Annotated in this window: 20 protein-coding genes; 11 read left to right on the forward strand and 9 right to left on the reverse strand. The window is 72.0% G+C overall.

The window, feature by feature from the left end; all coding sequences use genetic code 11:
* Window positions 1–309: 309 nt before the first annotated feature.
* The 7 genes from trpA to EL266_RS08130 form a co-directional block, all read right to left on the reverse strand.
* Window positions 310–1,149, reverse strand: coding sequence for a tryptophan synthase subunit alpha (trpA, locus tag EL266_RS08100; protein ID WP_026427661.1), 840 nt, complete (start codon window positions 1,147–1,149; stop codon window positions 310–312).
* 1 nt (window position 1,150) lies between these two features.
* Complete coding sequence (gene trpB / locus EL266_RS08105; RefSeq protein ID WP_026427662.1) at window positions 1,151–3,403, reverse strand: tryptophan synthase subunit beta; 2,253 nt, start codon at window positions 3,401–3,403, stop codon at window positions 1,151–1,153.
* A gap of 6 nt (window positions 3,404–3,409) precedes the next feature.
* The gene (gene trpD / locus EL266_RS08110; protein WP_084501014.1) at window positions 3,410–4,528 is read right to left on the reverse strand and encodes an anthranilate phosphoribosyltransferase; all 1,119 of its coding nucleotides are present in this window, start codon (window positions 4,526–4,528) and stop codon (window positions 3,410–3,412) included.
* Between the two features lie 70 nt (window positions 4,529–4,598).
* Entirely contained in the window at window positions 4,599–5,354 is a 756-nt protein-coding gene (locus EL266_RS08115; RefSeq protein WP_232011991.1) for an anthranilate synthase component II, read from the reverse strand.
* Between the two features lie 3 nt (window positions 5,355–5,357).
* Window positions 5,358–7,097: an anthranilate synthase component 1 gene (locus EL266_RS08120; RefSeq protein ID WP_084501016.1), complete on the reverse strand. Its 1,740-nt coding sequence runs from the start codon at window positions 7,095–7,097 to the stop codon at window positions 5,358–5,360.
* 206 nt (window positions 7,098–7,303) lie between these two features.
* Window positions 7,304–7,798: a DedA family protein gene (locus tag EL266_RS08125; protein ID WP_232012154.1), complete on the reverse strand. Its 495-nt coding sequence runs from the start codon at window positions 7,796–7,798 to the stop codon at window positions 7,304–7,306.
* Between the two features lie 336 nt (window positions 7,799–8,134).
* The gene (locus EL266_RS08130; RefSeq protein ID WP_051281362.1) at window positions 8,135–8,887 is read right to left on the reverse strand and encodes a DUF3800 domain-containing protein; all 753 of its coding nucleotides are present in this window, start codon (window positions 8,885–8,887) and stop codon (window positions 8,135–8,137) included.
* Window positions 8,888–9,412: 525 nt separating this feature from the next.
* Between EL266_RS08130 and lepA the strand changes: the two genes are divergently transcribed.
* The 5 genes from lepA to hemW all read left to right on the forward strand — a co-directional run bounded on the left by lepA (window position 9,413) and on the right by hemW (window position 15,994).
* Entirely contained in the window at window positions 9,413–11,287 is a 1,875-nt protein-coding gene (lepA, locus tag EL266_RS08135) for a translation elongation factor 4 (RefSeq protein ID WP_026427665.1), read from the forward strand.
* A gap of 72 nt (window positions 11,288–11,359) precedes the next feature.
* A complete protein-coding gene (locus EL266_RS08140; RefSeq protein ID WP_232011992.1) occupies window positions 11,360–12,217 on the forward strand; it encodes an MOSC domain-containing protein in 858 nt (285 codons plus the stop codon).
* A 2-nt stretch (window positions 12,218–12,219) separates the two neighbouring features.
* Window positions 12,220–13,227 (forward strand): tRNA (guanosine(46)-N7)-methyltransferase TrmB, encoded by a 1,008-nt coding sequence (trmB, locus tag EL266_RS08145; RefSeq protein ID WP_051281363.1) that lies wholly within the window; start codon window positions 12,220–12,222, stop codon window positions 13,225–13,227.
* Window positions 13,224–14,687, forward strand: a complete 1,464-nt coding sequence (locus EL266_RS08150) for an MFS transporter (protein ID WP_126412267.1) — start codon at window positions 13,224–13,226, stop codon at window positions 14,685–14,687. The genes trmB and EL266_RS08150 overlap by 4 nt, the downstream gene beginning before the upstream one ends.
* Window positions 14,684–15,994, forward strand: a complete 1,311-nt coding sequence (gene hemW / locus EL266_RS08155; protein WP_026427667.1) for a radical SAM family heme chaperone HemW — start codon at window positions 14,684–14,686, stop codon at window positions 15,992–15,994. Before EL266_RS08150 ends, hemW begins: the two co-directional genes overlap by 4 nt.
* Before the next feature lie 70 nt (window positions 15,995–16,064).
* Here hemW and EL266_RS08160 read toward each other — a convergent pair whose 3' ends face one another.
* Window positions 16,065–17,216 carry a DUF3097 domain-containing protein gene (locus EL266_RS08160; RefSeq protein ID WP_026427668.1) on the reverse strand — a complete coding sequence of 384 codons (1,152 nt, stop codon included), beginning with the start codon at window positions 17,214–17,216 and terminating at the stop codon, window positions 16,065–16,067.
* Between the two features lie 171 nt (window positions 17,217–17,387).
* On the opposite strand from EL266_RS08160, the gene hrcA reads away from it, so the two are divergent.
* Window positions 17,388–18,479 (forward strand): heat-inducible transcriptional repressor HrcA, encoded by a 1,092-nt coding sequence (hrcA, locus tag EL266_RS08165; RefSeq protein ID WP_026427669.1) that lies wholly within the window; start codon window positions 17,388–17,390, stop codon window positions 18,477–18,479.
* A 59-nt stretch (window positions 18,480–18,538) separates the two neighbouring features.
* Window positions 18,539–19,660: a molecular chaperone DnaJ gene (gene dnaJ / locus EL266_RS08170; protein ID WP_026427670.1), complete on the forward strand. Its 1,122-nt coding sequence runs from the start codon at window positions 18,539–18,541 to the stop codon at window positions 19,658–19,660.
* A 64-nt stretch (window positions 19,661–19,724) separates the two neighbouring features.
* On the opposite strand, the gene EL266_RS08175 is transcribed toward dnaJ, so the two are convergent.
* Window positions 19,725–20,477, reverse strand: a complete 753-nt coding sequence (locus EL266_RS08175) for a YggS family pyridoxal phosphate-dependent enzyme (RefSeq protein WP_026427671.1) — start codon at window positions 20,475–20,477, stop codon at window positions 19,725–19,727.
* Between the two features lie 52 nt (window positions 20,478–20,529).
* Here EL266_RS08175 and EL266_RS08180 point away from each other — a divergent pair, with 52 nt between their 5' ends.
* The 4 genes from EL266_RS08180 to EL266_RS08195 all read left to right on the forward strand — a co-directional run bounded on the left by EL266_RS08180 (window position 20,530) and on the right by EL266_RS08195 (window position 23,945).
* A complete protein-coding gene (locus EL266_RS08180; protein ID WP_026427672.1) occupies window positions 20,530–21,327 on the forward strand; it encodes a 16S rRNA (uracil(1498)-N(3))-methyltransferase in 798 nt (265 codons plus the stop codon).
* An 88-nt stretch (window positions 21,328–21,415) separates the two neighbouring features.
* Complete coding sequence (locus EL266_RS08185; RefSeq protein WP_026427673.1) at window positions 21,416–22,072, forward strand: TetR/AcrR family transcriptional regulator; 657 nt, start codon at window positions 21,416–21,418, stop codon at window positions 22,070–22,072.
* A 191-nt stretch (window positions 22,073–22,263) separates the two neighbouring features.
* Window positions 22,264–23,202 carry an ABC transporter ATP-binding protein gene (locus EL266_RS08190; protein ID WP_026427674.1) on the forward strand — a complete coding sequence of 313 codons (939 nt, stop codon included), beginning with the start codon at window positions 22,264–22,266 and terminating at the stop codon, window positions 23,200–23,202.
* Window positions 23,199–23,945 carry an ABC transporter permease gene (locus tag EL266_RS08195; RefSeq protein ID WP_026427675.1) on the forward strand — a complete coding sequence of 249 codons (747 nt, stop codon included), beginning with the start codon at window positions 23,199–23,201 and terminating at the stop codon, window positions 23,943–23,945. The genes EL266_RS08190 and EL266_RS08195 overlap by 4 nt, the downstream gene beginning before the upstream one ends.
* Window positions 23,946–24,004: the final 59 nt, after the last annotated feature.

Consider the following 24,004-nt stretch of genomic DNA (forward strand, 5'->3'; position numbering starts at 1 on the left):
TAGGAGCTGCCGCCATGTGGGGTGCCGGCGGCTGGGGGACGCTCTCATGAGGAGGCCTTTCAGTGGGAACGGGGTGTCGTCGAGCGGCACTGCGTTGACGATGCATGTCCGTGTAATATAACGCCGCCGTTATATCTGGTAAAGACCGGAACCAGGCTCCCCGAGTGTCCGTGATGAACAACTTTGAGCGCCCCACGCGCTTAATATCAGCGAGTAATCATGGGGTGACCTGGGATGATCAAAATCGAGCTGACGACGCCAGGCCCTAAAGTTGTTCACCACGGACAACCTCGCCGCCGGACGGAGGGGCTAGCGGCGCGTGGCGGCCTTCATCGTGGCCACGAAGTCGCGCAGCGCGCGCTCCAGGGCCTCCAGGGCGGCCCGGTCAGGGCGGTCGCCCATGAGGGCGGGAGCGTGGGCCTCGACGATCTGGACCGTGGCCGATCCGGAGATGGCCCCATCGGCGCCCGCCGCGATGGCCTCGGCCACCTGCTCGGGCCGGGAGATGCCGAATCCCAGCATGACCGGGGCAGCGGCATCCGCCCGGAGCCTGGCCACGGACTCGGCCAGCCCCACCGTGGAGGAGGCGTGCTCGGTGCCGGTCACCCCCACCCGCGAGACCGCGTAGACGTAACCGCGCGAGGCCTTCGCCACTGCATCCAGGGTGTGGGGCGAGGCCGAGGGCGGGGCGATGTAGACCGCATCGACCCCGGCGGCCCGCGCGGCCGCCGAGAAGGGGGCCGACTCGCGCACCGGCACATCGGGCAGGAGCACCGAGTCGATGCCCGCCGCGGCGCACTCGGCGTAGAAGCGCTCCAGGCCCAGGGCGAAGGGCACATTGCCGTAGATGAGCATGCCGATGGGCAGGCGCGGGTGGCGCTGGCGGATACGGGCTACCACCTGCATGCAGGCGTGGAAGTCGGCCCCGGAGCTCAGCGCGCGGATATGCGAGCGCTGGATCGTGGGGCCGTCGGCCACCGGGTCGGAGAAGGGCACGCCCAGCTCCAGGGCGTCGGCCCCGCCGGCGATCAGTGCCTCGATGACGACCTCACTGAGCTCGGCGCTGGGATCGCCCACCATGACGAAGGGAACGAAGGCCCCCTCGCCGCGCTGCTCAAGGCCGGTGAACATCTCGCTGTAGCGGCTCATCTCATGACTCCTTCCGGGCGCCCGGCTGGGCCAGGGCGGTGTACTCGCTGCGCTTGCCCATCTCCTCGACCATGCGCGAGGCCCGGGCCACCGCTCCGTCGGCGGAGAAGGAGCCGCCCAGGCGCATGCGCACCTGGTCCAGGTCCTTGTCGCCCCGGCCGGACAGGCACACCAGCAGCACCGGGGCCGGGTCCTCGGGCGGGGTCTGGCGCGCCACGCGCAGGGCGTGGGCCAGGGCGTGGGCCGACTCCACCGCGGGGATGATGCCCTCATGGCGTGAGAGCAGCTCGAAGGCCTCGATGGCCTCGTCGTCCTCGACGCCCACGTAGCGGGCCCGGCCCGTATCCGACAGCCAGGCATGCTCCGGCCCCACTCCCGGGTAGTCCAGGCCCGCCGACACGGAGAAGGACTCCTCGACCTGGCCCTCGGATGTGCGCATGAGATAGCTGCGGGCACCGTGGAGGATGCCCACCAGTCCCATGGCGATCGGCGCCCCGTGGCGCGCCGTGCCCAGGCCTTCGCCGGCCGGCTCCACGCCCGTCAGCGCCACCGACTCATCGTCGATGAAGTCGGCGAACATGCCGATGGCGTTGGAGCCACCGCCCACGCAGGCGATGACCTCATCGGGAAGGCGCCCGGTCAGGGCCAGCACCTGGGCGCGGGCCTCCCGGGAGATGACCCGGTGGTACTCGCGCACGATCGTGGGGAAGGGGTGAGGGCCCGCGGCCGTGCCCAGCAGGTAGTGGGTGGTGTGGAAGGAGGCCGTCCAGTCGCGCAGCGCTTCGTTGACGGCGTCCTTGAGCGTGCCGGCGCCGCTGGCCACCGGCACCACGGTGGCGCCCATGAGCTCCATGCGCTCGACGTTGGCGGCCTGGCGCACCACATCGGTGGCGCCCATGTAGATCGTGCAGTCCAGGTCCAGCAGGGCGCAGACCATGGCGGTGGCGGTCCCGTGCTGGCCGGCGCCGGTCTCGGCGATGATGCGCCGCTTGCCCATGCGCTTGGCCAGAAGCGCCTGGCCCAGGACCTGGTTGCCCTTGTGCGCCCCTCCGTGGACCAGGTCCTCGCGCTTGAGCAGGATGCGGGCCCGCCCCTGGTTGGGCAGGTTGCGCAACTCGGTGATCGGGGTGGGCCGGCCCAGGTAGCGGGTCATGAGCTCGTTGAGCTCGGCGTGGAAGGAGGGGTCGGCCTGGGCCTCGATGAAGGCGTCCTCGAGCTGGTCCAGGGCGGGGATGAGCAGCTCGGGGACGAACTGGCCCCCGTAGGGCCCGAAGAAGGCGGGCAGGCGCGGGTGGGAGGCCTGGCCGTTCGACGACGCCGGCCCGGTGCCCGCAGCCGGCTCACCGGCATCCCGGCCCTGCCCGGCTGGCGGGAGGGGCACGGCCGTGGCCAGGGCGGCCGCGGCCGCCCCGGGATCGTCGGCTCCCGACAGGGAGGAGCCCACCAGCAGGGCGTCGACCAGCCCGGCCAGGCGGAGCACGTCGCCAGGCGACTCGATGCCCGACTCGCCCACCAGAACCGCTCCGGCCGGTGCCAGGGGCGCCATCTCCTCGGTGCGGGAGATATCCGTGGACAGGGTGCGCAGATCCCGGTTGTTGATGCCGATGATCCGGGCCCCCAGGGCGCGGGCGCGGTGCATCTCCTCGGGGGTGGAGACCTCGGTGAGAACATCCATGCCCAGGTCGGCCGCCAGGTCCGCCAGCTCCCGGTAGACGTCGTCGGGGACGACGGAGAGCATGAGGAGGATCGCGTCGGCCCCCAGGTGGCGGGCCGCCAGGACCTGGACCTCATCGACGATGAAGTCCTTGCACAGCACCGGTGCCTCCACCACGGCGCGCACGGCCGCTAAATCGTCCATCGACCCGTTGAAGCGGTCGGGCTCGGTCAGCACCGAGACGGCCGAGGCGTGAGGGGCGTACTGGCTGGCCAGGGCGGCCGGGTCGTAGTCGGAGCGGATGGTGCCGCGCGAGGGCGAGGCGGCCTTGCACTCCATGATGAGGGCCGGCTGGGGGCTGTGGCGCGCTCCGCTGCGAGTGCGCAGCGCCTGGGCCAGGGAGCGCTCGGAGCGGGGCAGCTCCCCGGCGCTGAGGTGGCCGAAGCGCTCGCGCAGCTCGGGGATGCGTTCCCTGCGGGCCTGGACGATGGAGTCCAGGACGGTGCCGGTGGCGATGAGGCGGGCCTCAATGGGCTCACGGTGCTCACGGTGCTCGCGGTGGGCGCGCGGGGCGCCTGAGGCGCTGGGGGAGTCAGTCATCGGGTCTTACTCCTTGTTGGCGGGCTCGGCCAGGTCGGCGGCCTTGGTCATGGAGTCCAGGTGGGTCGCCACGCGGCCCGAGGACAGCTGCTCGCGGGCCATGGCGGCGCCGTCGGCCAGGTTGTCGGCAGGTCCTGCCAGGTAGAGCAGGGCCCCGGCGTTGACGGCGATCGCCTCCCGGTGGGCCTGACGCCCCTGGCCCGCCAGGGCCTCTCGCAGCAGGCGGGCGTTCTCCGCGGGCTCCCCGCCGCGCAGATCCTCCAGGTCGACGCGGTCCGTCCCGAGCTCCTCGGGGGTGACCTCGTAGGCCTTGATCCCCCGGGGGGTGGCCTCGCGCACCAGGGTGGGGCCGTGGACGGCGATCTCGTCCAGGCCTGCGCCGTGCACCACCAGGGCTCGCTTGCGTCCCAGCTGGACCATCGACTCGGCGATCATGTCGAGGATGTCCGGGTTGGCCACGCCCATGAGCTGGAAGGTCAGGTGCGCCGGGTTGATCAGCGGCCCCAGCACATTGAAGATCGTGGGCGTGGCCAGGTCCTTGCGCACCGGCGCCACGTGGCGCATCGCCGGGTGGTAGGCCTGGGCGAACAGGAAGGTGAAGTGGTCGCGGGCCAGCAGCTCGACGGCCACCTCAGGATCGACGTCCAGGGGCAGGCCCAGCTCGGCGATGACATCGGCGGCCCCCGTCCTGGAGGACACCGCCCGGTTCCCGTGCTTGGCCACCGAGACCCCCATGGAGGCCGCCACCAGGCCCGCCCCGGTGGAGATGTTGATGGTGCCGGCGCCGTCCCCGCCGGTGCCCACCACGTCGACCAGGGGGAAGGTGACCTCGGGGAAGGCGCGGGCCGCGGCGCGGAAGGCCGTGGCCGCGCCGCTGACCTCCTGGGCCTCCTCGCCCCGGGCATGCAGGGCCGCCAGCAGGGCCGCGGTCTCAGCCTCGGACAGGTCCCCCGCGCCCAGGGCGGCGAAGACGATCGAGGCCTGGTCATGGCTCAGGCGCGCGCCCTGGATGACGCCGCGCAGCAACTGGTGGGCGTCGGCGTCGGTGGGCACCTGCCCGGCGGTCGCGCCCGGGATGGGGTCTGGCGAGTCGGGGCTGGCGGGCTGGTCGGCTGGGGCGGTCATGGTCTCTCCTTGAGTGGGGCTGGTCGGCTGGGGACGATCGGCGGTGTGCCCGGCGAGGCGCGAAGCGGCCTCAGGCACGGGCGGTCGCGCCCAGGTCCGCGGTGATGGCCTTGAGAAGGGCGGGGCCCTGGGGGGTGAGGATGGACTCGGGGTGGAACTGCAGGCCGATCGCAGGGGCGCTGCGGTGGCGGGCGGCCATGACGATCCCGTCATCGGTGCGCGCCAGGCAGGTCAGGTCCTCGGGCAGGTCCCGGGTGCCCAGGGAGTGGTAGCGGGCGACGTCGAGGGGACCGCCGGCCAGGACGCCAAGCGCCCCGTCCGCGCGGCCCTCGGCGGTGACCTCCACGCGGTGGCTGCGGCCATGGACCGGGCCGACCGGCGCGATCTCGCCCCCGCAGGCCTCGACCAGGGCCTGGAATCCCAGGCAGATGCCCAGCAGCGGGATGCCCTGCTCGACGGCGGTGCTCACCAGCTCCATGAGGCAGCCCGAGTCCCTGGGGTGGCCGGGGCCGGGGGACAGGCACAGCACCGGGCGGCGCCCGGCGCGCCTGTCCTGATCCCCGGGCTCCAGGGCCTCCAGGACCAGGGAGGCGCTGACATGGTTGCGGTAGACCTCGATCTGCGAGCCCAGGGAGGCGAACTGGTCCACCAGGTTGTAGACGAAGGAGTCTCGGTTGTCGAGCAGGACCACGCGGGAGGGCCCCGCCTGATCATCGTGCCCGCTGTGACCGCTGCGCTCCTGGAGGTGCTCCGAGGGCTCTTGGGGCTCCTGAGACTCTTGGGCGGTCGGCGCCGTCATGGGCTCGGTGGTGGTCGCGTCATCCATGGCTCAGGCCTCCTCCTGCTGGGTGATGCCGCGCAGCATGGCATCGCGGGCGCGGCGACGGCGCTCCCTGTCCGGATCGTCCTTGCGGGTGCTCGGCGGCGGGGCGCCGGGGTCGATGACCAGGCTGGCTCCCTGGGCGGTGGCCACGGCCTCCAGAACCGCTCGCGCCTTGTGCACGGTCTCGGCCGCCTCCTTGGCCGGCACGGAGTCGGAGACCACGCCCGCACCGGCCTGGACCAGGGCACTGCCCCTGGCCACGAAGGCCGAGCGGATGACGATGCAGGTGTCCAGCTCGCCGTCGCCCCGGATATAGCCCACCGAGCCGCCGTAGGAGCCGCGCCGCACGCCTTCGGCGGCGCGGATGAGCTCGGCGGCCCGCAGCTTGGGGGCGCCGGTCAGCGTCCCCATGGTCATCGAGGCCCTGAAGGCGTCCAGGGCGTCCAGGCCCTCGGCCAGCTGGCCGCTGACCTCGGAGACCAGGTGCATGACCCGCGAGTAGCGGTCCACCCGCATGAGGTCGCGCACCCTGCGGGTTCCGGGGCGGCTGACGCGGGCCACGTCGTTGCGCGCCAGGTCCACCAGCATGACGTGCTCGGCGACCTCCTTGGCATCGGTGCGCAGCTCCAGCTCCAGGCGGGTGTCGCGCTCATGGTCCAGGCTGCCGTCGGGATGCAGGCCCCGGGGGTTGGTGCCGGCGATGGGCCGGATGGCCACCTCACCGGTGCGCGCCGAGTGCAGCAGGGCTGATTCGGGGGAGGCGCCGAAGAGCTCGAAGCGCGGTGCGGCCACGTAGAACATGTAGGGGCTGGGGTTGGAGCGGCGCAGCACGTGGTAGGCGGCCAGAGCATCCGGGCAGTCAATGGTGAAGCCCCGGGAGGGCACCACCTGGTAGACGTCTCCCGCGGCGATGTAGCCCTTCATCTCGGCCACCACCTCCTCGAAGGCGGCGTCGGACAGCGTGGGGCTCGCCAGCACGGTCCGCTCCGGATCGGCCGGGCGCGGGGGGCGGTGGTCGGCATCGGCCGACTCCCCGCCCTGGGGGGCGGCGTCGATGGCGGCGGCCAGCTCGGCCATGCGCGTCTGCAGGCCCGGCAGGTCGACCGAGGCGCCCACCAGGGTCGCCTCGCCGGTGGGATGGTCGATGACCAGGATGATGCGGGCGTCGTAGAAGAGGTAGTCGGGGCAGGTGTTGGTGGACTGGGCGACCTCGGGCAGGAACTCGAAGGTGGCCAGGTAGTCGAAGGCGAAGGCGCCGGCCTCCAGGGGCAGGTGGGGATGGTCGATCTCGGCGGCCGCCAGGATGCGCAGGGGCTCGATGGTCGACAGCGCGGTCAGTCGCGTGCGCTCCTCGACGGCGGGGTCGTCGTCGGCGCTGGTGGGCAGCTCCAGGGCCAGGCGGCCCCAGCTGTGATCCACGACGTGGTCCCCCAGGGCATCCTCCAGGCGGGACAGGGCCGCCAGGCCGTCCGCGCCGGGCAACTGGCCCCGGGCGCCGGCGGGAAGGGCCTCTGCGAGCACCTGCCCTCCCCAGCAGGTCAGCCTCGTGGTGGCCTCCAGGATCGCGACGGTGGTGCGCGAGGCCTTGGTGGTGATGTCCGCGCTCTCCAGCAGGACGCAGTCCACTGGGCGCGAGCCCCTGGAGTCGGTGCGCAGCACGCCCTGGCGCATGAGCGACTCCAGGAGGGCGCCGCCGTCGGCGTGATAGGCGACGGTGCGCGTCAGTGGGGTCGGGGCGGGTTCCATGGGGCCTCTTTCCTGAGTTCCATCGGGGTCAGGCGGGCCGTTCACGCGTGGTGCCGGGGTGGCCCGCTGTCAGCGAGCCGGTGCGTCTTAGCGCGGAGAAGGGGCGGCTCGCCGAGAGGAGAGCCACCACCAGGTGCGGTGCCGCGCGGTCATGGGCGCAACTGTAGACCCAGCCTGCCCGGGCATCCCAACTGTCCGCATGCCGGTCATCCGTGGACCTGCGGGTCGCGGATCGATGAGGGGCGCATGCGGGAGCCTGCGTGGCGGTGCTGGGCGATGATCGAGCCGATGACGGCCGCGGCGATGAGAACCGAGACGACCCGGCCGGCGGGACTCGACAGCCAGGCGGCGATGACCGCCATGCCCACCGTGGTGTAGACGGCGGCCCACACCACGGAGCCGGCCGCGGCGGCAGGGGAGTAGAGGCCCAGGCGCATCCGGGTCACGCCCGCCGAGATCTGGATGCAGCTCTGCAGCCCCACGGTCAGGAAGGACATCGGGATCGCCAGGACGCCCCAGCGCGCCGCCCAGGCCTGAGCGGTGGCGTACAGGGGAGTCTCCAGCACGCCCGCCCACCTGCTGTGGGCCGTGCCGGCGGTGATGCCCCGGCCGATCCAGTACATGGTGTGGGAGCGCATCATGCCCAGGCACCAGAAGAAGGCGAAGAGCCAGCCGTAGGGCAGGTCGTTGATCCGGTCCATCACGCGGGCAAGGCTAGCCTAAGTTACGCGGGCGGACCCAACGGCCCGAACGGCGGATCGGCGCCGCGACGGCTTGGCCACAATCCGGCGCCGGGCCGCCCGTGCAACCGGAAGGACCTGGATCCAGTTGTCGCGTATGTGCGGGTAGTCTCAGCGCCGACCCCCATCGACAGCTCGCTTCCCATGCCCACCACGGTCCGCGGATTTCGCGGGCACTTCCACATGAGGCACGGGACCTCCTTCGCGGGCATCCACGATGAGTCTCGTCGCGGACTTGAGGTCTCCTCATGGGAGCCGCTAGACTTGAGTCACGATGAATCGGTTGCCGAGGCATCGTCAGCACAGCCACCCCTCCGGGGTGGCTGTTTTCATGGTCGCCATACTTCCCAGCGCCTCGTTCGCGGACTGATCTTTCCCAGGAGTTTTTCCCGGCTTGCTTGGGCCTTGGGGGTGCTTCTCCTGGGGCACGTGGAATGCTCTCTGACGGAGGTAGAGGGCCAGGTCGACGATCTGCAGGCCGTCCGTGTCCGCCGATGACCTGAACTCCAGGGCCTTGATCTGCTCGAGTCGGCTGCGCCGGTAGCCGACTGTGCCGAGGCGTTGATTGCGCGCGAACCGATCCTGGAGCTGCTTCTCCTGACTCGACTGGTCGGCGACGACCATGACCTGCCCGAGTCCTTGAGATCTTGCGAAGTCGTCGATCCTCTCAAGCAGGTGGTCCATGCATACCTCATGAGGGCTCATGGGATACTTGTACCTCGCATTGAGTCGTTGCACGTCTACGCCGTAGAAGAGGAGGTGGGGCGATTCCAGGCCGTCGAGCGTTGTCAGCGCTCTGAGATAGGTGTTGGCAACCTCGCGGTGCCTGCCGCGCAGTGGTTCCCACCCGTCCTTGCCATTCATGAGAGGATTGCCGTGGAATTCGATATCCGCAGGGATGCCGTAGGTCGAAGCGATGGATGAGCGAAGTGCGGCCAGGCGCGACGCTATCTCCTGCCATACATCCTCAGGAGCGAGGGCCGCTCCCACGAAGTAGTGGGATCGTTGCTGCGACTCGTCGAGGTAGGCGACCCACTCCTGACTGCTCACGGTCGGTCCTGAGGGGTGCGGACGCTGTCGGCTGGGTGACGGGGCGGGTCGGTGGCGGCGGGAGAGGTCATGGGCCCTCATGCTCCAGACGGGTTGAAATAGGGTGGGGATGGACGGTTCCAGTTTGCTCGCCGGTGTCATGCGGGTCATTTGGCCCGCAAATTGCCATCTTAGTAGATGTCTTCGGCATGCGCGAACATGACTGTTCTCAATTGGGGGACGGGGACGAATGCGGGCATGCTCTGCACCATCCGTGGAAATGAGGTTCTCCGCGTGACATCGAGAACGGCGCTCTGGTTCCGGCTGTCGCCCGTGAAGGCTGTGCGGCTGCCGGAGAAGCACGAGAGTGAGACCTTGGAAGCGCAGCTGGAAGTGTACGCCCGAGCCTGGCCGGCAGCCGGAGCCGGATCGGCGCCGCGACGGCTTGGCCACAATCCGGCGCCGGGCCGCCTGCGACGTCGTCGCCCGCGCCGCGGCCGTGGGACACTGGCCCCAGATCCACGTCCAGTCCACGGAAGAGCCCACGTGTCACCGATTCCCACGCCCGAGCAGATGAGCGCCGTCCAGCCCGCGGCCACCGCGCCCGAGCTCCTGCGCAACTTCTCCATCATCGCGCATATCGACCACGGCAAGTCCACCCTGGCCGACCGCATGCTCCAGGCCACCGGCGTCGTCCAGCCCCGGGACATGCGCGCCCAGTACCTGGACCGCATGGATATCGAGCGCGAGCGCGGCATCACCATCAAGTCCCAGGCGGTGCGCATGCCCTGGGCGGTGGAGGGCCCCGACGGCGCCGTCGTCCATGCCCTCAACATGATCGACACCCCCGGGCACGTCGACTTCTCCTATGAGGTCAACCGCTCCCTGGCCGCCTGCGAGGGCGCCGTCCTGCTGGTCGACGCCGCCCAGGGCATCCAGGCCCAGACCCTGGCCAACCTGTACATGGCCATCGAGGGGGACCTGACCATCATCCCGGTGCTCAACAAGATCGATCTGCCGGCCGCCGAGCCCGAGCGGCACGCCGAGGAGATCGCCTCCCTCATCGGCTGCGAGCCCGAGGAGGTCCTCAAGGTCTCCGGCAAGACCGGCCTGGGCGTCCCCGAGCTCCTGGACAGGATCGTCGAGGCCGTCCCGCCCCCCGTGGGCGATCCCTCGGCCCCGGCTCGCGCCATGATCTTCGACTCGGTCTACGACACCTACCGGGGCGTGGTCACGTATGTGCGCGTCGTCGACGGGGCCCTCAAGCCCCGTGAGCGCATCGAGATGCTCTCCACCGGCGCGGTCCACGACCTGCTGGAGATCGGCGTCATCAGCCCCGAGCCCAAGCCCTCGGGGGGACTGGGGGCCGGGGAGGTCGGCTACCTCATCACCGGGGTCAAGGACGTGCGCCAGTCCAAGGTGGGGGACACCGTCACCTCGGCGGCGGCTCCCGCGACTGAGCCCCTGGCCGGCTACCAGGACCCCAAGCCCATGGTCTTCTCCGGGCTCTTCCCCGTGGACGGATCGGACTTCCCGGCCCTGCGCGACGCCCTGGACCGGCTCAAGCTCAACGACGCCGCCCTGACCTATGAGCCGGAGACCTCGGTGGCCCTGGGCTTCGGCTTCCGCTGCGGCTACTTGGGCCTGCTGCACCTGGAGATCATCCGCGAGCGCCTGGAGCGCGAGTTCAACCTCGACATCATCTCCACGGCCCCCTCCGTGGTCTACGAGGTCACCATGGAGGACCGCTCCACCCACACGGTGACCAACCCCAGCGAGTTCCCCGAGGGCAAGGTCTCCTCGGTCAGCGAGCCGGTGGTGCGGGCCACGATCCTGACCCCCAGCGAGTTCGTGGGCACGGTCATGGAGCTGTGCCAGTCCCGGCGCGGGGCCATGCAGGGCATGGACTACCTCTCGGAGACCCGGGTGGAGATGCACTACATCCTGCCGCTGGCGGAGATCGTCTTCGACTTCTTCGACGCGCTGAAGTCTCGCACGCGCGGCTACGCCTCCTTGGACTACGAGATGGATGGGGCTCAGGACGCCAACCTGGTCAAGGTCGACATCCTGCTCAACGGGGAGAAGGTGGATGCCTTCTCCGCCATCGTCCACCGCGACGGCGCCTACTCCTACGGGGTCATGATGACCAAGCGGCTCAAGGACCTCATCCCGCGCCAGCAGTTCGAGGTACCCGTCCAGGCGGCCATCGGCACCCGGGTGATCGCCCGGGAGACCATCCGGGCGCTGCGCAAGGACATGCTCGCCAAGTGCTACGGGGGCGACATCACCCGTAAGCGCAAGCTGCTGGAGAAGCAGAAGGAGGGCAAGAAGCGCATGAAGGCGATCGGCCGGGTCGATGTGCCCCAGGAGGCCTTCATCGCCGCCCTGGGGGCGGACAGCCCCACGGGCAAGGACAAGTAGGCGGGCGCGCGGGACAATTGAGGCCGGGGCGAGCCCCTGCCGGAGGATCGGTGAGACGAGGAGGAGCGGGCCATGAGCGAGCGGATGATCGACGGCGTGCCGGTGACCTCCGGCACGGTTGAGGCCGCCATGTCCGACGACGGCTCCGGCCTGGTTCTGAGCCGCCCCCTGGCCCGGGTGCTGGGCGAGCCCCATGCGGGGGCCGATGGGCGCCATGACGATGAGCCCTCGCCCTTCGCCCCGGGGGAGGCGGTGGGCCGGATCAGCGCGGTCTGCGCGGTGCGCCGGCTGCGCCCCGACTGCGGGGACGCGGGGGTCTCGGCGATCCGCAAGGGGCCCATCGAGGGCCCGGCGGAGGTCAATGCCCTGGGCATCGTCAATGATCAGCAGGCTGATCGGGCCCATCACGGGGGCACGGACAAGGCCCTCTATGTCATGGATGGCGCTGAGGCGCGCCACTGGTCGGGTGTTCTTGGCGGCATCGAGCCCGGGGCGCTGGGGGAGAACATGCTCATCGAGAGCGCCGCGGGCGTGGGCATCGACGATGTGGAGATCGGCGCGGTCCTGTCCATCGGTGATCCCGGGGACGGAGGGATCACCGTGCGGGTCACCGGCGTGCGCAATCCCTGCCCGACCTTCGCCCGGGGCGTGGGGCGGGCCGACTGGGTGGAGGTCTTCTCCTCGCGCAACCGGGTGGGGGTCTACCTGGCGGTGCTGGGAGGGGGCCGCGCGCGGGCGGGCGATGAGGTGGGCGTGGTGACCACCCCGGGGCATGGGGTGACCTGCCGGCGCTGGTTCGCTCACCACGATCCTCGCGACGCCCGGGCGATGCTCGACGCCGAGGCCTCCGGCCGGTGCGTCATCGCGCCCTTCACCCGCAAGTACGTGCAGGCCGCCGCCGGCGAGCGGCCCGCGGCTGAGGAGGGGTGACGATGGCGCAGCAGCATCCTCCCCGCTCTCACGCGATCCCCTCGCGCGTGCGCTCCTTCTCCCGCTCCGGGGGGCGCCTGCGCCCGGGGCAGGCCCAGGCCCTGGCCGAGTTCGGCCCCCGATACCTGGTCCAGGTCCCCCGGGCCGATGCCGTGCGCACGGTGGCCCGCGGCTTCCGACTGGACCCTGAGGCGGTGTTCGGCCACCCGGGCCAGGCCCGGCCCCTGATCGTCGAGGTGGGCTCGGGCAGCGGGGAGGCGCTGCTGGCTCATGCCGCCGCCAACCCGGGCACCGACTACCTGGCGGTGGAGGTCTGGGAGACCGCGATCGCCCGCCTGGTCGCCGCGATCGGCCGCCAGGAGCTGCACAACGTGCGGGTGGTCCCGGCCGACGCCTCCCAGCTGCTGGCCACCGCCCTGCCGGTGGGCTGCGCCGCCGAGGTGTGGGTCTTCTTCCCCGATCCCTGGCGCAAGCCCCGGCACCGCAAGCGGCGCCTGGTCACCCGGGACTTCGCCGACTGCGTGGCCCGGGTGCTGCGCCCCGGGGGCGTGTGGCGCCTGGCCACGGACTGGTCGGATTACGCCTGGCAGATGCGCGACGTCCTGGAGGCGGCCTCCGCCCTGCCGCAGGGGCTGCGGGGCGACGCCACCGAGCCCTACTTCCGCTATGACGACGCCGGGGCGCGCCCCGACCTGGGCATGGCCGGTGCCGTGGCCGGGAGCCTGGGCAATGGCGTGGACCCGGGATCCGCCTCCGGCATGCTCGGGGGGTGGTCCGAGCGCTTCGCGGGCCGGGTGATGACCCGCTTCGAGGCCAGGGGTATCAAGGAGGGGCGCACGATCAGGGACTTGACCGCGGTGCGCACCGAGGCCCCCTGGGAGCCCCCGCAGGATGCCAGGACCCTGGAGCGCCTGGAGCTGGAGGGGCGGGCCTGGGACCGCCTGGAGGAGGAGCCCTGGCGGCTGCGGGGCGCTGATGCCATGGGCGGTTTGGGGACGGTCCTGCCATGAGCCCGGCGGGCGCCGTCGGGGACGACCGGGCGGGGGACCGGCAGCCGGACTCGCCCCGGGCAGCGCCCGGCCCGCGGCGGGTGCTGCCGCGCCGGGTCTGGCTGGCATTGATCGTCGTCGGCTTCCTGGCCTTCTGCGCGGTGCTGCGCGCCCCTGTGGGTGTCATTCCACCGCTGCTGACGCGCATGGGTCAGGACCTGGGCATGGGGGAGGTGGCCCGAGGGGCGCTGACCTCGGTGCCGCTGGTGTGCTTCGGCCTGATGACGCCGCTGGCCTCCGTGGTGCTGCGCCGCGTGGGCATCAACACCGGGGGCATGGTGACCCTGGCCCTGGTGCTGACCGGGGCCCTGCTGCGCTCGGCGGGCACGACCTGGGCGGCCTTCGCCGGCACCGTGATCATCGGGGTGGGGCTGACCATGGGCAACCTGGTGGCCCCGATGCTCATCGGCCGGGACTTCTGGCACCGGACATCCCTGATGACCGGCCTGTACTCGGCGGTGAGCAATGTGATCGTCACCGCCGCCACGGCGCTGGCGGTGCCGGTGGCGCTGGTCGTGGGATGGCGGGCCTCCGCGGCCGGGTGGGCCGTCATCCCGGCTGCCGTCTCGGCCCTGCTGTGGTGGTGGGTCTTCCCTCCTGGCGCGCAGAGCCCGCGCCAGAGCCTGCGCGAGCGCTCGGGCATGGTCTCCTGGGTGCGCGAGCGGCACCTGGACTCCGGCGCCGCCTCTCGGGGGCGCGCGGTGTGGCGCCGGCCCCTGACCTGGGTGATGGCGGTGGCCTTCGCGGCCCAGACCTTCTCCTACTACTCGATCCTGGGGTGGCTGCCCACCGCGCTGGTGGCGATGCTGGGCATGAGCGAGGCCGGCGCGGGCGCGGCCGCCTCGGTCTTCTCCCTGACCGGGATCGTGGGGCCGCTGCTGGTGCCGATCATGTTCGGCGTGCTGAAGTGGTCCGATGCGCGGGTGCTGGGCAGCATCTGCGCCTGCTGGCTGGCGCTGCCGGTGTGCCTGGTGGTGGCCCCCTCCCTGTGGCTCGTGCCCTGCATGCTCTCGGGCATCGCCCACGGGGCCTTCTTCGCGGCCCTGTTCACCCTGGTGATCCGACGCTCGGAGTCCATCGACGAGACCCGCCAGACCACGGCGCTCATCCAGTCCGTGGGCTACTGCGTGGCCGCCACGGGGCCGGTGGTCACCGGCTGGATCCACGGCGCCAGTGGCGGGTGGCGGATCCCCTTCGCCGTGGTGGTGGGGGCCCTGGTCATCATGACGGTCTGCGGGCAGATCACGGCTCGTGCCCGCACGGCCAGGCCGGCCAGCCACCTGGCGGTCCTGGAGGGCGCCGGGAGCCAAGACGAGCCGAGCGGCGCCGGGGCCTCGACCGGTGCGGACATCGGGGACCGCCCCCAGGAGCCCTCGAGTCATGAGCCCTCGCGGCGGGACCCCGATGGGGGCCAGGGGTGAGCCCCGCCCAGCCCCTGGGCGCGCCCCTGCCCGGCCTGGGCGCGCTGCCCGCCCAGGCCGCGTCCCCCGCTCCCGACGGGCAGGCGCGGCCCTTGTCGGTGTACGTGCACGTGCCCTACTGCCGAGTGCGCTGCGGGTACTGCGACTTCAACACCTACACCAACCTGGCCATGGGCCAGGGCGCCTCGGCTAAGGACTTCGTGACCACGCTGGCCGGCGAGCTGGAGCTGTCGCGCTCGGCCATGGAGGCGGCCGGGCTGCCGGCGCGCCAGGCCTCCACCGTGTTCCTGGGCGGGGGCACGCCCACCATGCTCCCCGCCGGCGACCTGGTGGACATCCTGGGGCTGGTGCGGCAGTGCTTCTCGCTGGCCGACGACGCCGAGGTCACCACCGAGGCCAACCCGGACTCCATCGATGAGGCGGGACTCGCGCAGCTGGCCAAGGGGGGCTTCACCCGGGTCTCCTTCGGGATGCAGTCGGCCGTCCCCCATGTCCTGGAGGTCCTGGAGCGCACCCATGAGCCCGCCCGGGTGCCGCGGGTGGTGGAGTGGGCGCGGCGAGCGGGCCTGGAGACCTCCCTGGACCTCATCTACGGCTCGCCCGGGGAGTCCATGGATGACTGGCGCCGATCCCTGGAGGCCGCCATCGAGATCGGGCCGGATCACATCAGCGCCTACGCGCTGGTCATCGAGGAGGGCACCCGCATGTGGGGTCAGGTCGCTCGCGGCGAGCTGCCCATGCCCGAGGATGACGATGAGGCCGCCAAGTACGAGATGGCCGACGCCGCCCTGGGGCGGGCCGGCTATGAGTGGTACGAGATCTCCAACTGGTCCCTGCCCGGGCGCCGGTGCCGCCACAACCGCGCCTACTGGCAGGACTGGGACTGGTGGGGCGCGGGCCCCGGGGCCCACTCGCACCTGGGGGACGTGCGGCTGTGGAACACCAAGCACCCGGTGGCCTGGGCGGGGCAGATCAGGGCCGGGGCCCTGCCCGTGGCCGGGCATGAGGTGATCGACGCCCGATCGCGCGAGCTGGAGCGCGTCATGCTGGGCATCCGCCTGCGCGAGGGAATCGCCCTGGCGGGACTGGGGCAGGCCGGGGCCGCTGAGGCCGACGGGGCAGCTGTGTCCTCGGAGGGCAGCCATCGGACGCCCGGCCGGACGCCCAGGCGGCTGGTCCCGGTGGTGGGGCGCCTGGTGGCCGACGGGCTGCTGGAGGGCGAGGCCGCCCTGCACGGGCGGGCCGTGCTGACCCTGCGAGGCCGGCTCATGGCCGACACCGTCACCCGCGCCCTGGTCGGGGACTGACCCGGACACTGCTGGACCACTGCCGGGCCACAGGCGGCGCGGCAGGGCGGCATCGGGGAGCTGTGCGGGGTCAGGCGGTGCCGGGGGCGGTGACGAAGTCGATGAGCTCCTCCATGCGCCCCAGCAGGCTCGGCTCCAGGTCCTTGTAGGTGCGGACCGTGGCCAGGATGCGCTGCCATCCGCGGGCGACGTCGGCCTGATCGGCGTGCGGCCAGCCCAGGGCCTCGAGCGTGCCGTGCTTGATGTCGGTGCCGCGTGGCACCTCCGGCCAGCGCTCCAGGCCCACGCGCTCGGGCTTGACCGCCTGCCAGACATCCACGTACGGGTGACCGAGCACCAGGACGTTGTCACCGCCTGGCATGTCCCTGACCTCCTGGGCGATGCGCGACTCCTTGGAGCCGGCCACCAGGTGGTCGACCAGGACCCCGGCGCGGCGCTCGGGGGAGGGGGAGAAGTCCTCCAGGACGGCGCGCAGGTTGTCCACGCCGTCGAGCATGAGGACGACGACGCCCTCGTGGCGCAGGTCATCGCCCCACACCTTCTCCACCAGCTCGGCGTCGTGCCTGCCCTCGACCCAGATGCGCGAGGCCCGCGCGACCCTGGCCCGCTCGCCCTCCACGGCATAGGAGCCCGACGCGGTCAGCTTGCGCCCCGAGGCGCTGCGAGGCCCGGAGGGCGGCCGCTTGCGGGGCACCGGCGGCTGGAGGATGACGGGGCGGCCCTCGATCCAGAAGCCCGGCCCCAGGGGGAAGGCCCGCCGCGTGCCATGGCGGTCCTCCAAGACCACCACGTGCTGGCCCCCCGACTTCTCCACCGCCACGGCCGCGCCCACGAACCCGGTCTCGCGGTCCTCGACCACCAGGCCGCGCGAGACCGGGACGGGCACCGACTCGGGGCGAATCGCCCCGGGCCCCACCCGGTGAGGGTCTGCGGCAAGAACGTCCCCGCCGTAGCGGTCCGAGGACGAGGGGCGGCGGGCCGGGGTCGTCGCCGTCGGGGCAGCGGCCCTCCGCTTGGCAGCGCCCCGGGCCCCCGCCTGCCGGCCCGCAGACGGCCTCGCCCCGGACAGTGCGCCGTCCGAGGACCCTGCCTGCCCCGAGGGCTCCGCGCGTCCCGCCAACTCCGCCCGCTCAGCCTCAGCGCGGGCGCGCAGCGCGGCTCGGCGCGCTGCGGTGCTTCCGGGGACTGGCGTGCGGTACGGGGCGGTGTTCACCCTGGGCACGGTAGGGGAACCTCACGGCCCGCCACAGCCTGACCCGCCGATCCACGGCGTAGGATGGCACTCACATCCCCGGAGTGCTAACGCGCCGTCGGGGAGGGCCACGGCGCCGGGAGCGGCAGCACCATCCGCTCAGGCCATCCAGGACCACCCAGGACACGGAAGGAGGGCCCCATGGCAGACGACCGCCGACTCAAGGTGCTCTCCGCCATCGTCACCGACTATGTGCGCACCCGCGAGCCCGTGGGCTCCAAGGCCCTGGCCGAGCGCTACCAGCTGGGCGTGTCACCGGCCACCATCCGCAACGACATGGCGGTGCTGGAGGACGAGGGCTACATCCTCCAGCCCCACACCTCCGCCGGCCGCGTGCCCACCGAGAAGGGCTACCGCCTCTTCGTCGACGAGGTCGCCCGCATCAAGCCCCTGTCCATCCCCGAGCGCAACGCCATCACCGCCCTGCTGGCAGGCGCCGTGGACCTCGAGCAGGTCGTCGCCCGCACCGTGCGGGCCCTGGCGCAGCTGACCGGCCAGCTCGCCGTCGTGGAGTACCCCAGCCTCAAGCTCACCTCACTGCAGCACCTGGAGCTGGTGGCCCTGGGGCCCACCCGCCTGCTGCTGGTCATCATCACCGACACCGGACGCGTCGAGCAGCGCACGGTCAGCCTCGCGGCCACGCGCGTGGAGGGCTCCGACCTCCACCTGCCGCAGGTCATCGACCCCCTGACCCTGGAGCGCCTGCGCACCCGGCTCAACGCCGCCCTGGTGGGCCGGCGCGCCGCCGACGTCGCCCCCATCCTGGCCGCCCTGGCCGAGCACGCACCCGCCGAGGAGCGCGCCCTGCTGTCCGCGGTCTCCGAGGAGCTCGTCGCCGCCCTGCGCCCCGACGCCGAGGAGCGCCTGGTGGTGGCCGGAACCGCCAACCTGGCCCGCTCCATCCCCGACTTCGCCTCCATCGGCCCCCTGCTCGACGCCATCGAGGAGCAGGTGGTGCTGCTGCGCCTGTTCACCGCCGACCCCGCCTCCGGCGGGCGCAGCCTGGCGGGGATGCACGTGTCCATCGGCTCGGAGAACCAGGACGACGCACTGGCCGAGGCCTCCGTGGTCACCACCACCTACGGCCCCCGCGAGGGCGACGCCGTCGCCCACCTGGGAGTCATCGGGCCCACCCGCATGGACTACCCGGCCACCATGGCGGCCGTCAGGGCGGTGGCCAGCTACCTGTCCCGATTCCTGTCACCCACTCAGGCCCAGGACCCCGAGCCCTAGGCCGACTCCGCCCCCGGACCACCAGACCATCCCAGACGCAGACCGAAGGAACACGCCACGTGAGCAACTACTACGAGGTGCTCGGAGTCAGCCGCGACGCCGGAGCCGAGGAGATCAAGAAGGCCTACCGCAAGAAGGCCCGCCAGCTCCACCCCGACGTCGCCGGCCCCGGTCACGAGGAGGAGTTCAAGGAGGTCTCCACCGCCTACGAGGTCCTCTCCGATCCCGACAAGCGCCAGGTCTACGACCTGGGCGGCGAGGACGCCCTGCGCGGCGGAGGATTCGGGGGCGGCTTCGCCGGCGCCGACTTCGGGGACCTGGGGGGGATCTTCCAGTCCTTCTTCGGCGGGGCCGCCGGCGGCCGGGGACCCGCCTCACGCGCCAGGCGCGGCCAGGACGCCCTGGTGGCCGTCGAGGTCGAGCTGGCCGACGTCGCCTTCGGGGCCACGCGCACCGTCCCCGTGGACACCTACGTCACCTGCACCACCTGCGGGGGATCGTGCTGCGCCCCGGGCACCGACCCGGTGACCTGCTCGCAGTGCAACGGCCAGGGATCCATCCAGCGCATGACCCGCACCCTGCTGGGCCAGGTCATGACCTCCTCGCCCTGCCCGGGCTGCCAGGGCTACGGCACGGTCATCGTCACCCCCTGCAAGGACTGCTCCGGGGAGGGGCGCACCCATCGGCGCCAGGAGCTGGAGGTCTCCATCCCGGCAGGCGTCTCCACCGGGACGCGCATCCGCATGTCCGGGCGCGGCGAGGCCGGGCCGGCAGGAGGCCCCAACGGCGACCTCTACCTGGAGATCCACGAGAAGCCCCACGACTTCCTGGAGCGCGAGGGCGACGACCTCTACACCGAGCTCCGCGTCCCCATGACCGCCGCCGCCCTGGGCGCCACCTTCCCCCTCCAGACCCTCGACGGTGAGCGGCAGGTCACCGTCAGGCCCGGCAGCCAGCCCAACGACGAGGTCGTCCTCGACGGCCTGGGCGTGGGCCGCCTGCGACGCAAGGGCCGCGGGGACCTGCACGTGTCCATCGTCGTGGAGACCCCCACCCGCCTGGATGACAGGCAGCGCCAGCTCCTCAAGGAGCTCGCGGCCCTGCGCGGGGAGGACGACGTCGCCCCGGCCAAGGACGAGGGCGTCATGGGCAAGCTCAAGGAGCGCTTCTCCGGCCGGTAAGCCCGCCGAGCCCTCGGCGGCGCCCGGACGGGGAACCGCCTGGGAGGGGACTCAGGCAGCGGACTCAGGCAGTGGGGGAGGGGCGCGCCCCGAAGATCGCCTGGCCCACCCGCACGCAGGTCGAGCCCTCCTCGATCGCCATCTCGAAGTCCCCACTCATTCCCATCGACAGCAGGCCCGGGCCGATCGTGCCCGCCTCCAGGGCGGCGTCGCGCAGATCGCGCATGAGACGGAAGCAGGCGCGCACGCGCTCGCGGTCGGGCGTGTTGGCGGCCAGGGTCATCAGCCCCCGGATGCGGAGGCTGGAGCAGGGGCCCAACTGGGCCAGGAATGCGGGGACCTCGGCGGGCGGCAGACCGAACTTCGAGTCCTCGCCCGAGGAGTTGACCTGGACGTAGACATCCATGCCGCGCCCGGCCTCCTGGAGGCGCCGGTCCAGGGCCTGGGCCAGGCGCAGGGAGTCCAGGGCCTGGAACTCCTCGGCGAAGGCGGCCGCGCTGCGGGCCTTGTTGGTCTGCAGGTGGCCGATGAGCGCCCAGTGGATGCCCAGGTCGGCCAGATTCTCGCTCTTGCGCTGGGCCTCCTGGACCTTGTTCTCCCCCATCTGGATGATGCCCGCGGCGTGGGCGGCCCGCAGCCGCTCCTCGGGAACCGTTTTCGAGACCGGAAGCAGTCGGACCTCCTTGGGATCGCGGCCGGCGCGCTGCGCGGCGGCATCGATCCGCCCCTGCACGACGGCCAGAGTGCGCTGGAAGTCCTCGGCGCTGGCTGAGATGGGGGCAGGGCCGGAGGCTGGTGCTGGATCGTCGGGCTGCATATCCCATGACGCTACACCGGAGGCGGCGTCTGGTGCCCGTAGGCTGGGGCGCGTGACCGCGCCTGTCTTCATCCTCACTGCCGCCACCCTCGAGCCCGCCGGCGCTGATGCCGCCGCGCCCGGGGTGCAGCTGGTGCTCACCGGGCCCGAGGCGCGCCACGCCGTGTCAGTACGGCGATTGCGTGCCGGGGAGCGGGTGGATCTGGTGGACGGTCACGGCCTGCGCCTGGAGTGCGAGGTGAGCGCCGTCCAGGGCCGGGACCGCCTTGAGGTGAGCCTGATCCGCCGGGTCAGCGAGCCCGAGCCGCCCCTCCGCCTGGCCCTTATCCAGGCCCTGGCCAAGGGCGGGCGCGATGAGCAGGCGGTGGAGACCGCTACTGAGGTCGGCGTCGATCTCATCGTGCCCTGGCAGGCCGGCCGCTCCATCTCCGTGTGGTCCGGGCCCAAGCTGGTCAAGGGGCGTGAGCGCTGGGCGACCACGGCCCGCGAGGCGGCCAAGCAGGCGCGCCGCGCCGTCGTGCCCCACGTCGAGGCACCGCGGTCAACGCGCGAGCTGACCCAGTGGATCGAGCTGACATGCCGGGGCGGGGGAGTGGTCGGCCTGCTCCACGAGGAGGCCGAGGCGCCCTTGGTCAGCCTGCCCGAGCCCGCGCCCACCGGTGCGGGCGATGGGGCCGCGGTGCTGGCGGTCATCGTCGGGCCCGAGGGCGGGATCGGCGGGGAGGAGGCCGCGGCACTGGTCGAGGCCGGCGCCCGGATGGTGCGACTGGGGCCCCATGTCATGCGAACCGCCTCCGCCGGCCCAGTGGCCCTGGCAGTGCTCGCCCAGCGCGCCGGCCTGTGGTCCTGATATGACGCGCTCCTATGGCGGGTGATGGCGCGATGGTGGGGCATACTGCGGTCATGCTGATGATGGAGTTGCCGGCTGTGAGGCGGCGATGAGCCCGCGCGGGCGCAGGCCCGCTGGGAGCCCGGATGCCCGCGAGGCGATCCTCGTCGCGGCGCGCTCAGCCTTCGCCCGGGATGGCTACAAGACCTCTTTGCGCGGTGTGGCGCGGGAGGCTGGTGTGGATCCGGCGCTGATCCACCACTACTTCAAGGACCGCGCCACGCTGTTCGCCCAGGCGGTCATCTCCACGATGGCCGGCGAGGACGTTGACGTGGCGGCACGCGCCGAGGCGATCGCGCTTCTGCCGGCCGAGGAGCTGGGGGAGGGCATCGTCCGGTCCTACCTGACCCTGTGGGATGGCGCGGGCGCCGAGCGCTTCGCCGCGGTGCTGCGCGCGGCGATGAGCAGCGATGAGGCTCTGGCGCCATTCCGCGACTTCATCACCACGGGGATCCTGGGGCCACTGGTCAAGCGCTTCTCCGCTGATCGCCCCGAGCTGCGCGGCCAGCTCATCGCCAGCCAGCTCATCGGGCTGGGCATGGCGCGCTGGGTGGCGCGCGCGGACCACGTGGCGGCGCTCGACGTCGATGGGGCCGTGGCGCTGATCGGGCCCACCATCCAGCGCTATGCGCTCGGTGAACTGCCCCCCTGCGCGGAGACTCCGGTGTCTGGTGCGCCTGCGGTACCCGCTGCGCCCGGCGAGTAGGGCGGGCCCACCGGGCCTGCCGGGTCCACCGCCGTAGGCGCCGCGCAGGCCGCCGGAGGATCCTGGGTCGCCCCGATCGCGGCTGATGCGCTCCAGAGCCCTTGACACGGGCGGAGTCGCGTCCTTACATTCATCATATGATGAATAACGAGGATTCCTCTTCCGGGGCTCCGGATGAGGGGGCGCCGCCAATGATCGAGCGGATCTCCATCACGATCGAGCGCAGTCTCGCGTCCGGGGCGGCCACTGAGCCCGTCGTCGTCTCCCAGGTGGTCGGCCCGCCCGCGGCGGCGGGCACGACTGCGCCGGCTGCTGCGCCGGCGGCGATGCCCGTGACTCCGGCCGCCCCCAGGCCGGTGGTGGAGGCCTCGGGACTCGTCGTGACTCGCGGGGGCCAGGAGATCCTCCATGGCCTGGACCTGCGGCTGGCGGCCGGATCCGTCACCGGCCTGCTGGGGCCCTCGGGATGCGGGAAGACCACGCTCATGCGCGCGATCGTCGGCGTGCAGCACTACTCGGGCAGGCTCGAGGTTCTCAGCGCCACGCCGGGCAGCACATCGTTGCGGGGCCGCATCGGCTACCTCACCCAGGAGGCCTCGATCTACCGGGACCTGAGCGCCAGGCAGAACGTCGCCTACTTCGCCAGCCTCGCGGGCCCGCGGGCTCGGGGCGTCGACGAGGTCCTGCGGGAGGTGGGCATCGCCGACATCGCTGATCGACTGGTCTCCACCTTCTCCGGCGGGCAGCGCAACCGGGTGTCCCTGGCCTGCGCGCTCGTGGCCGCGCCCGAGCTGCTGGTGCTCGATGAGCCAACCGTCGGACTGGACCCGGTGACCCGTGAGGACCTGTGGGAGGCCTTCCGCCGCATCGCCGCGGGCGGCACGACGATCCTGGTGTCGAGCCACGTCATGGATGAGGCCTTCCGCTGCGACGGCGTGCTGCTCATGCGGGAGGGGTGCATCCTGGCGGACACCACCGCGCCCGAGCTCCTGGCCAGCACTGGAGCCGAGACCCTCGATGACGCCTTCCTCACCATCATCCGCCAGGCGGGGCTCACTGACAGCGCCGCACCCACCGCCACGGTGAGCGCTGCCGCGGCGAGCACTGCGAGCAAGGAGACGAGCCGATGAACCTGCGCACCTATGTCGCCACGGTGCGACGCGTCCTGCTCCAGCTGCTCAACGACAAGCGCACGATCGCCCTCATCCTGGGTGTGCCCGCGCTGCTGGTCACGCTCCTGTACTTCGTCTACAAGGACTACCCGGGCGGGGATGTCCTCTTCGATCGGGTCGCGGTGCAGATGATCGCGATCCTGCCCATGTCCGTCATGTTCCTGGTCACGAGCATCACCATGCTGCAGGAGCGGGTCAGCGGCACCTTGGAGCGCCTGTGGACCACGCCGATGCGCCGAGCCGATCTGCTCATGGGCTATGCGACGGCCTTCACGCTTGTCGCGGTGGGCCAGGCCCTGGCGGTCTCAGCCGTATGCGCCTGGGCGCTGGACGTGACGATCTTGGGGAACTGGGGGTGGGTGATCCTCACTGCCCTGCTCGATGCCTTCGTGGGCGTGGCGATGGGGTTGCTGGTCTCGGCGCTGTCGCGCACGGAGTTCCAGGCGGTGCAGTTCATGCCGCTGCTCATCGGCGTGCAGATCTTCCTGTGCGGGCTGCTCGTTCCCCGCGACCAGCTGCCCGATGCGCTGCAGCCCGTCAGTGATGTGATGCCCATGAGCTGGGCGATCAACGCCGTGAACGAGGTGCGGGCCGGCTCGGAGGTCACCGAGGGCCTTGTCGCGGACATGGGGGTGCTGGCCGTCATCGGCCTGGTGCTGCTTGCGGCAGCGCCGCTGACCATGCCCCGCAAGACCCGCTGAGAGGCGCCGCTAACGTTCCGGTGCCGCGGCTGTGCGGCCTCGCGCTCCCCGCTCTGCTT

The sequence above is a fragment of the Actinomyces slackii genome, from assembly GCF_900637295.1.
GTDB lineage: Bacteria > Actinomycetota > Actinomycetes > Actinomycetales > Actinomycetaceae > Actinomyces > Actinomyces slackii.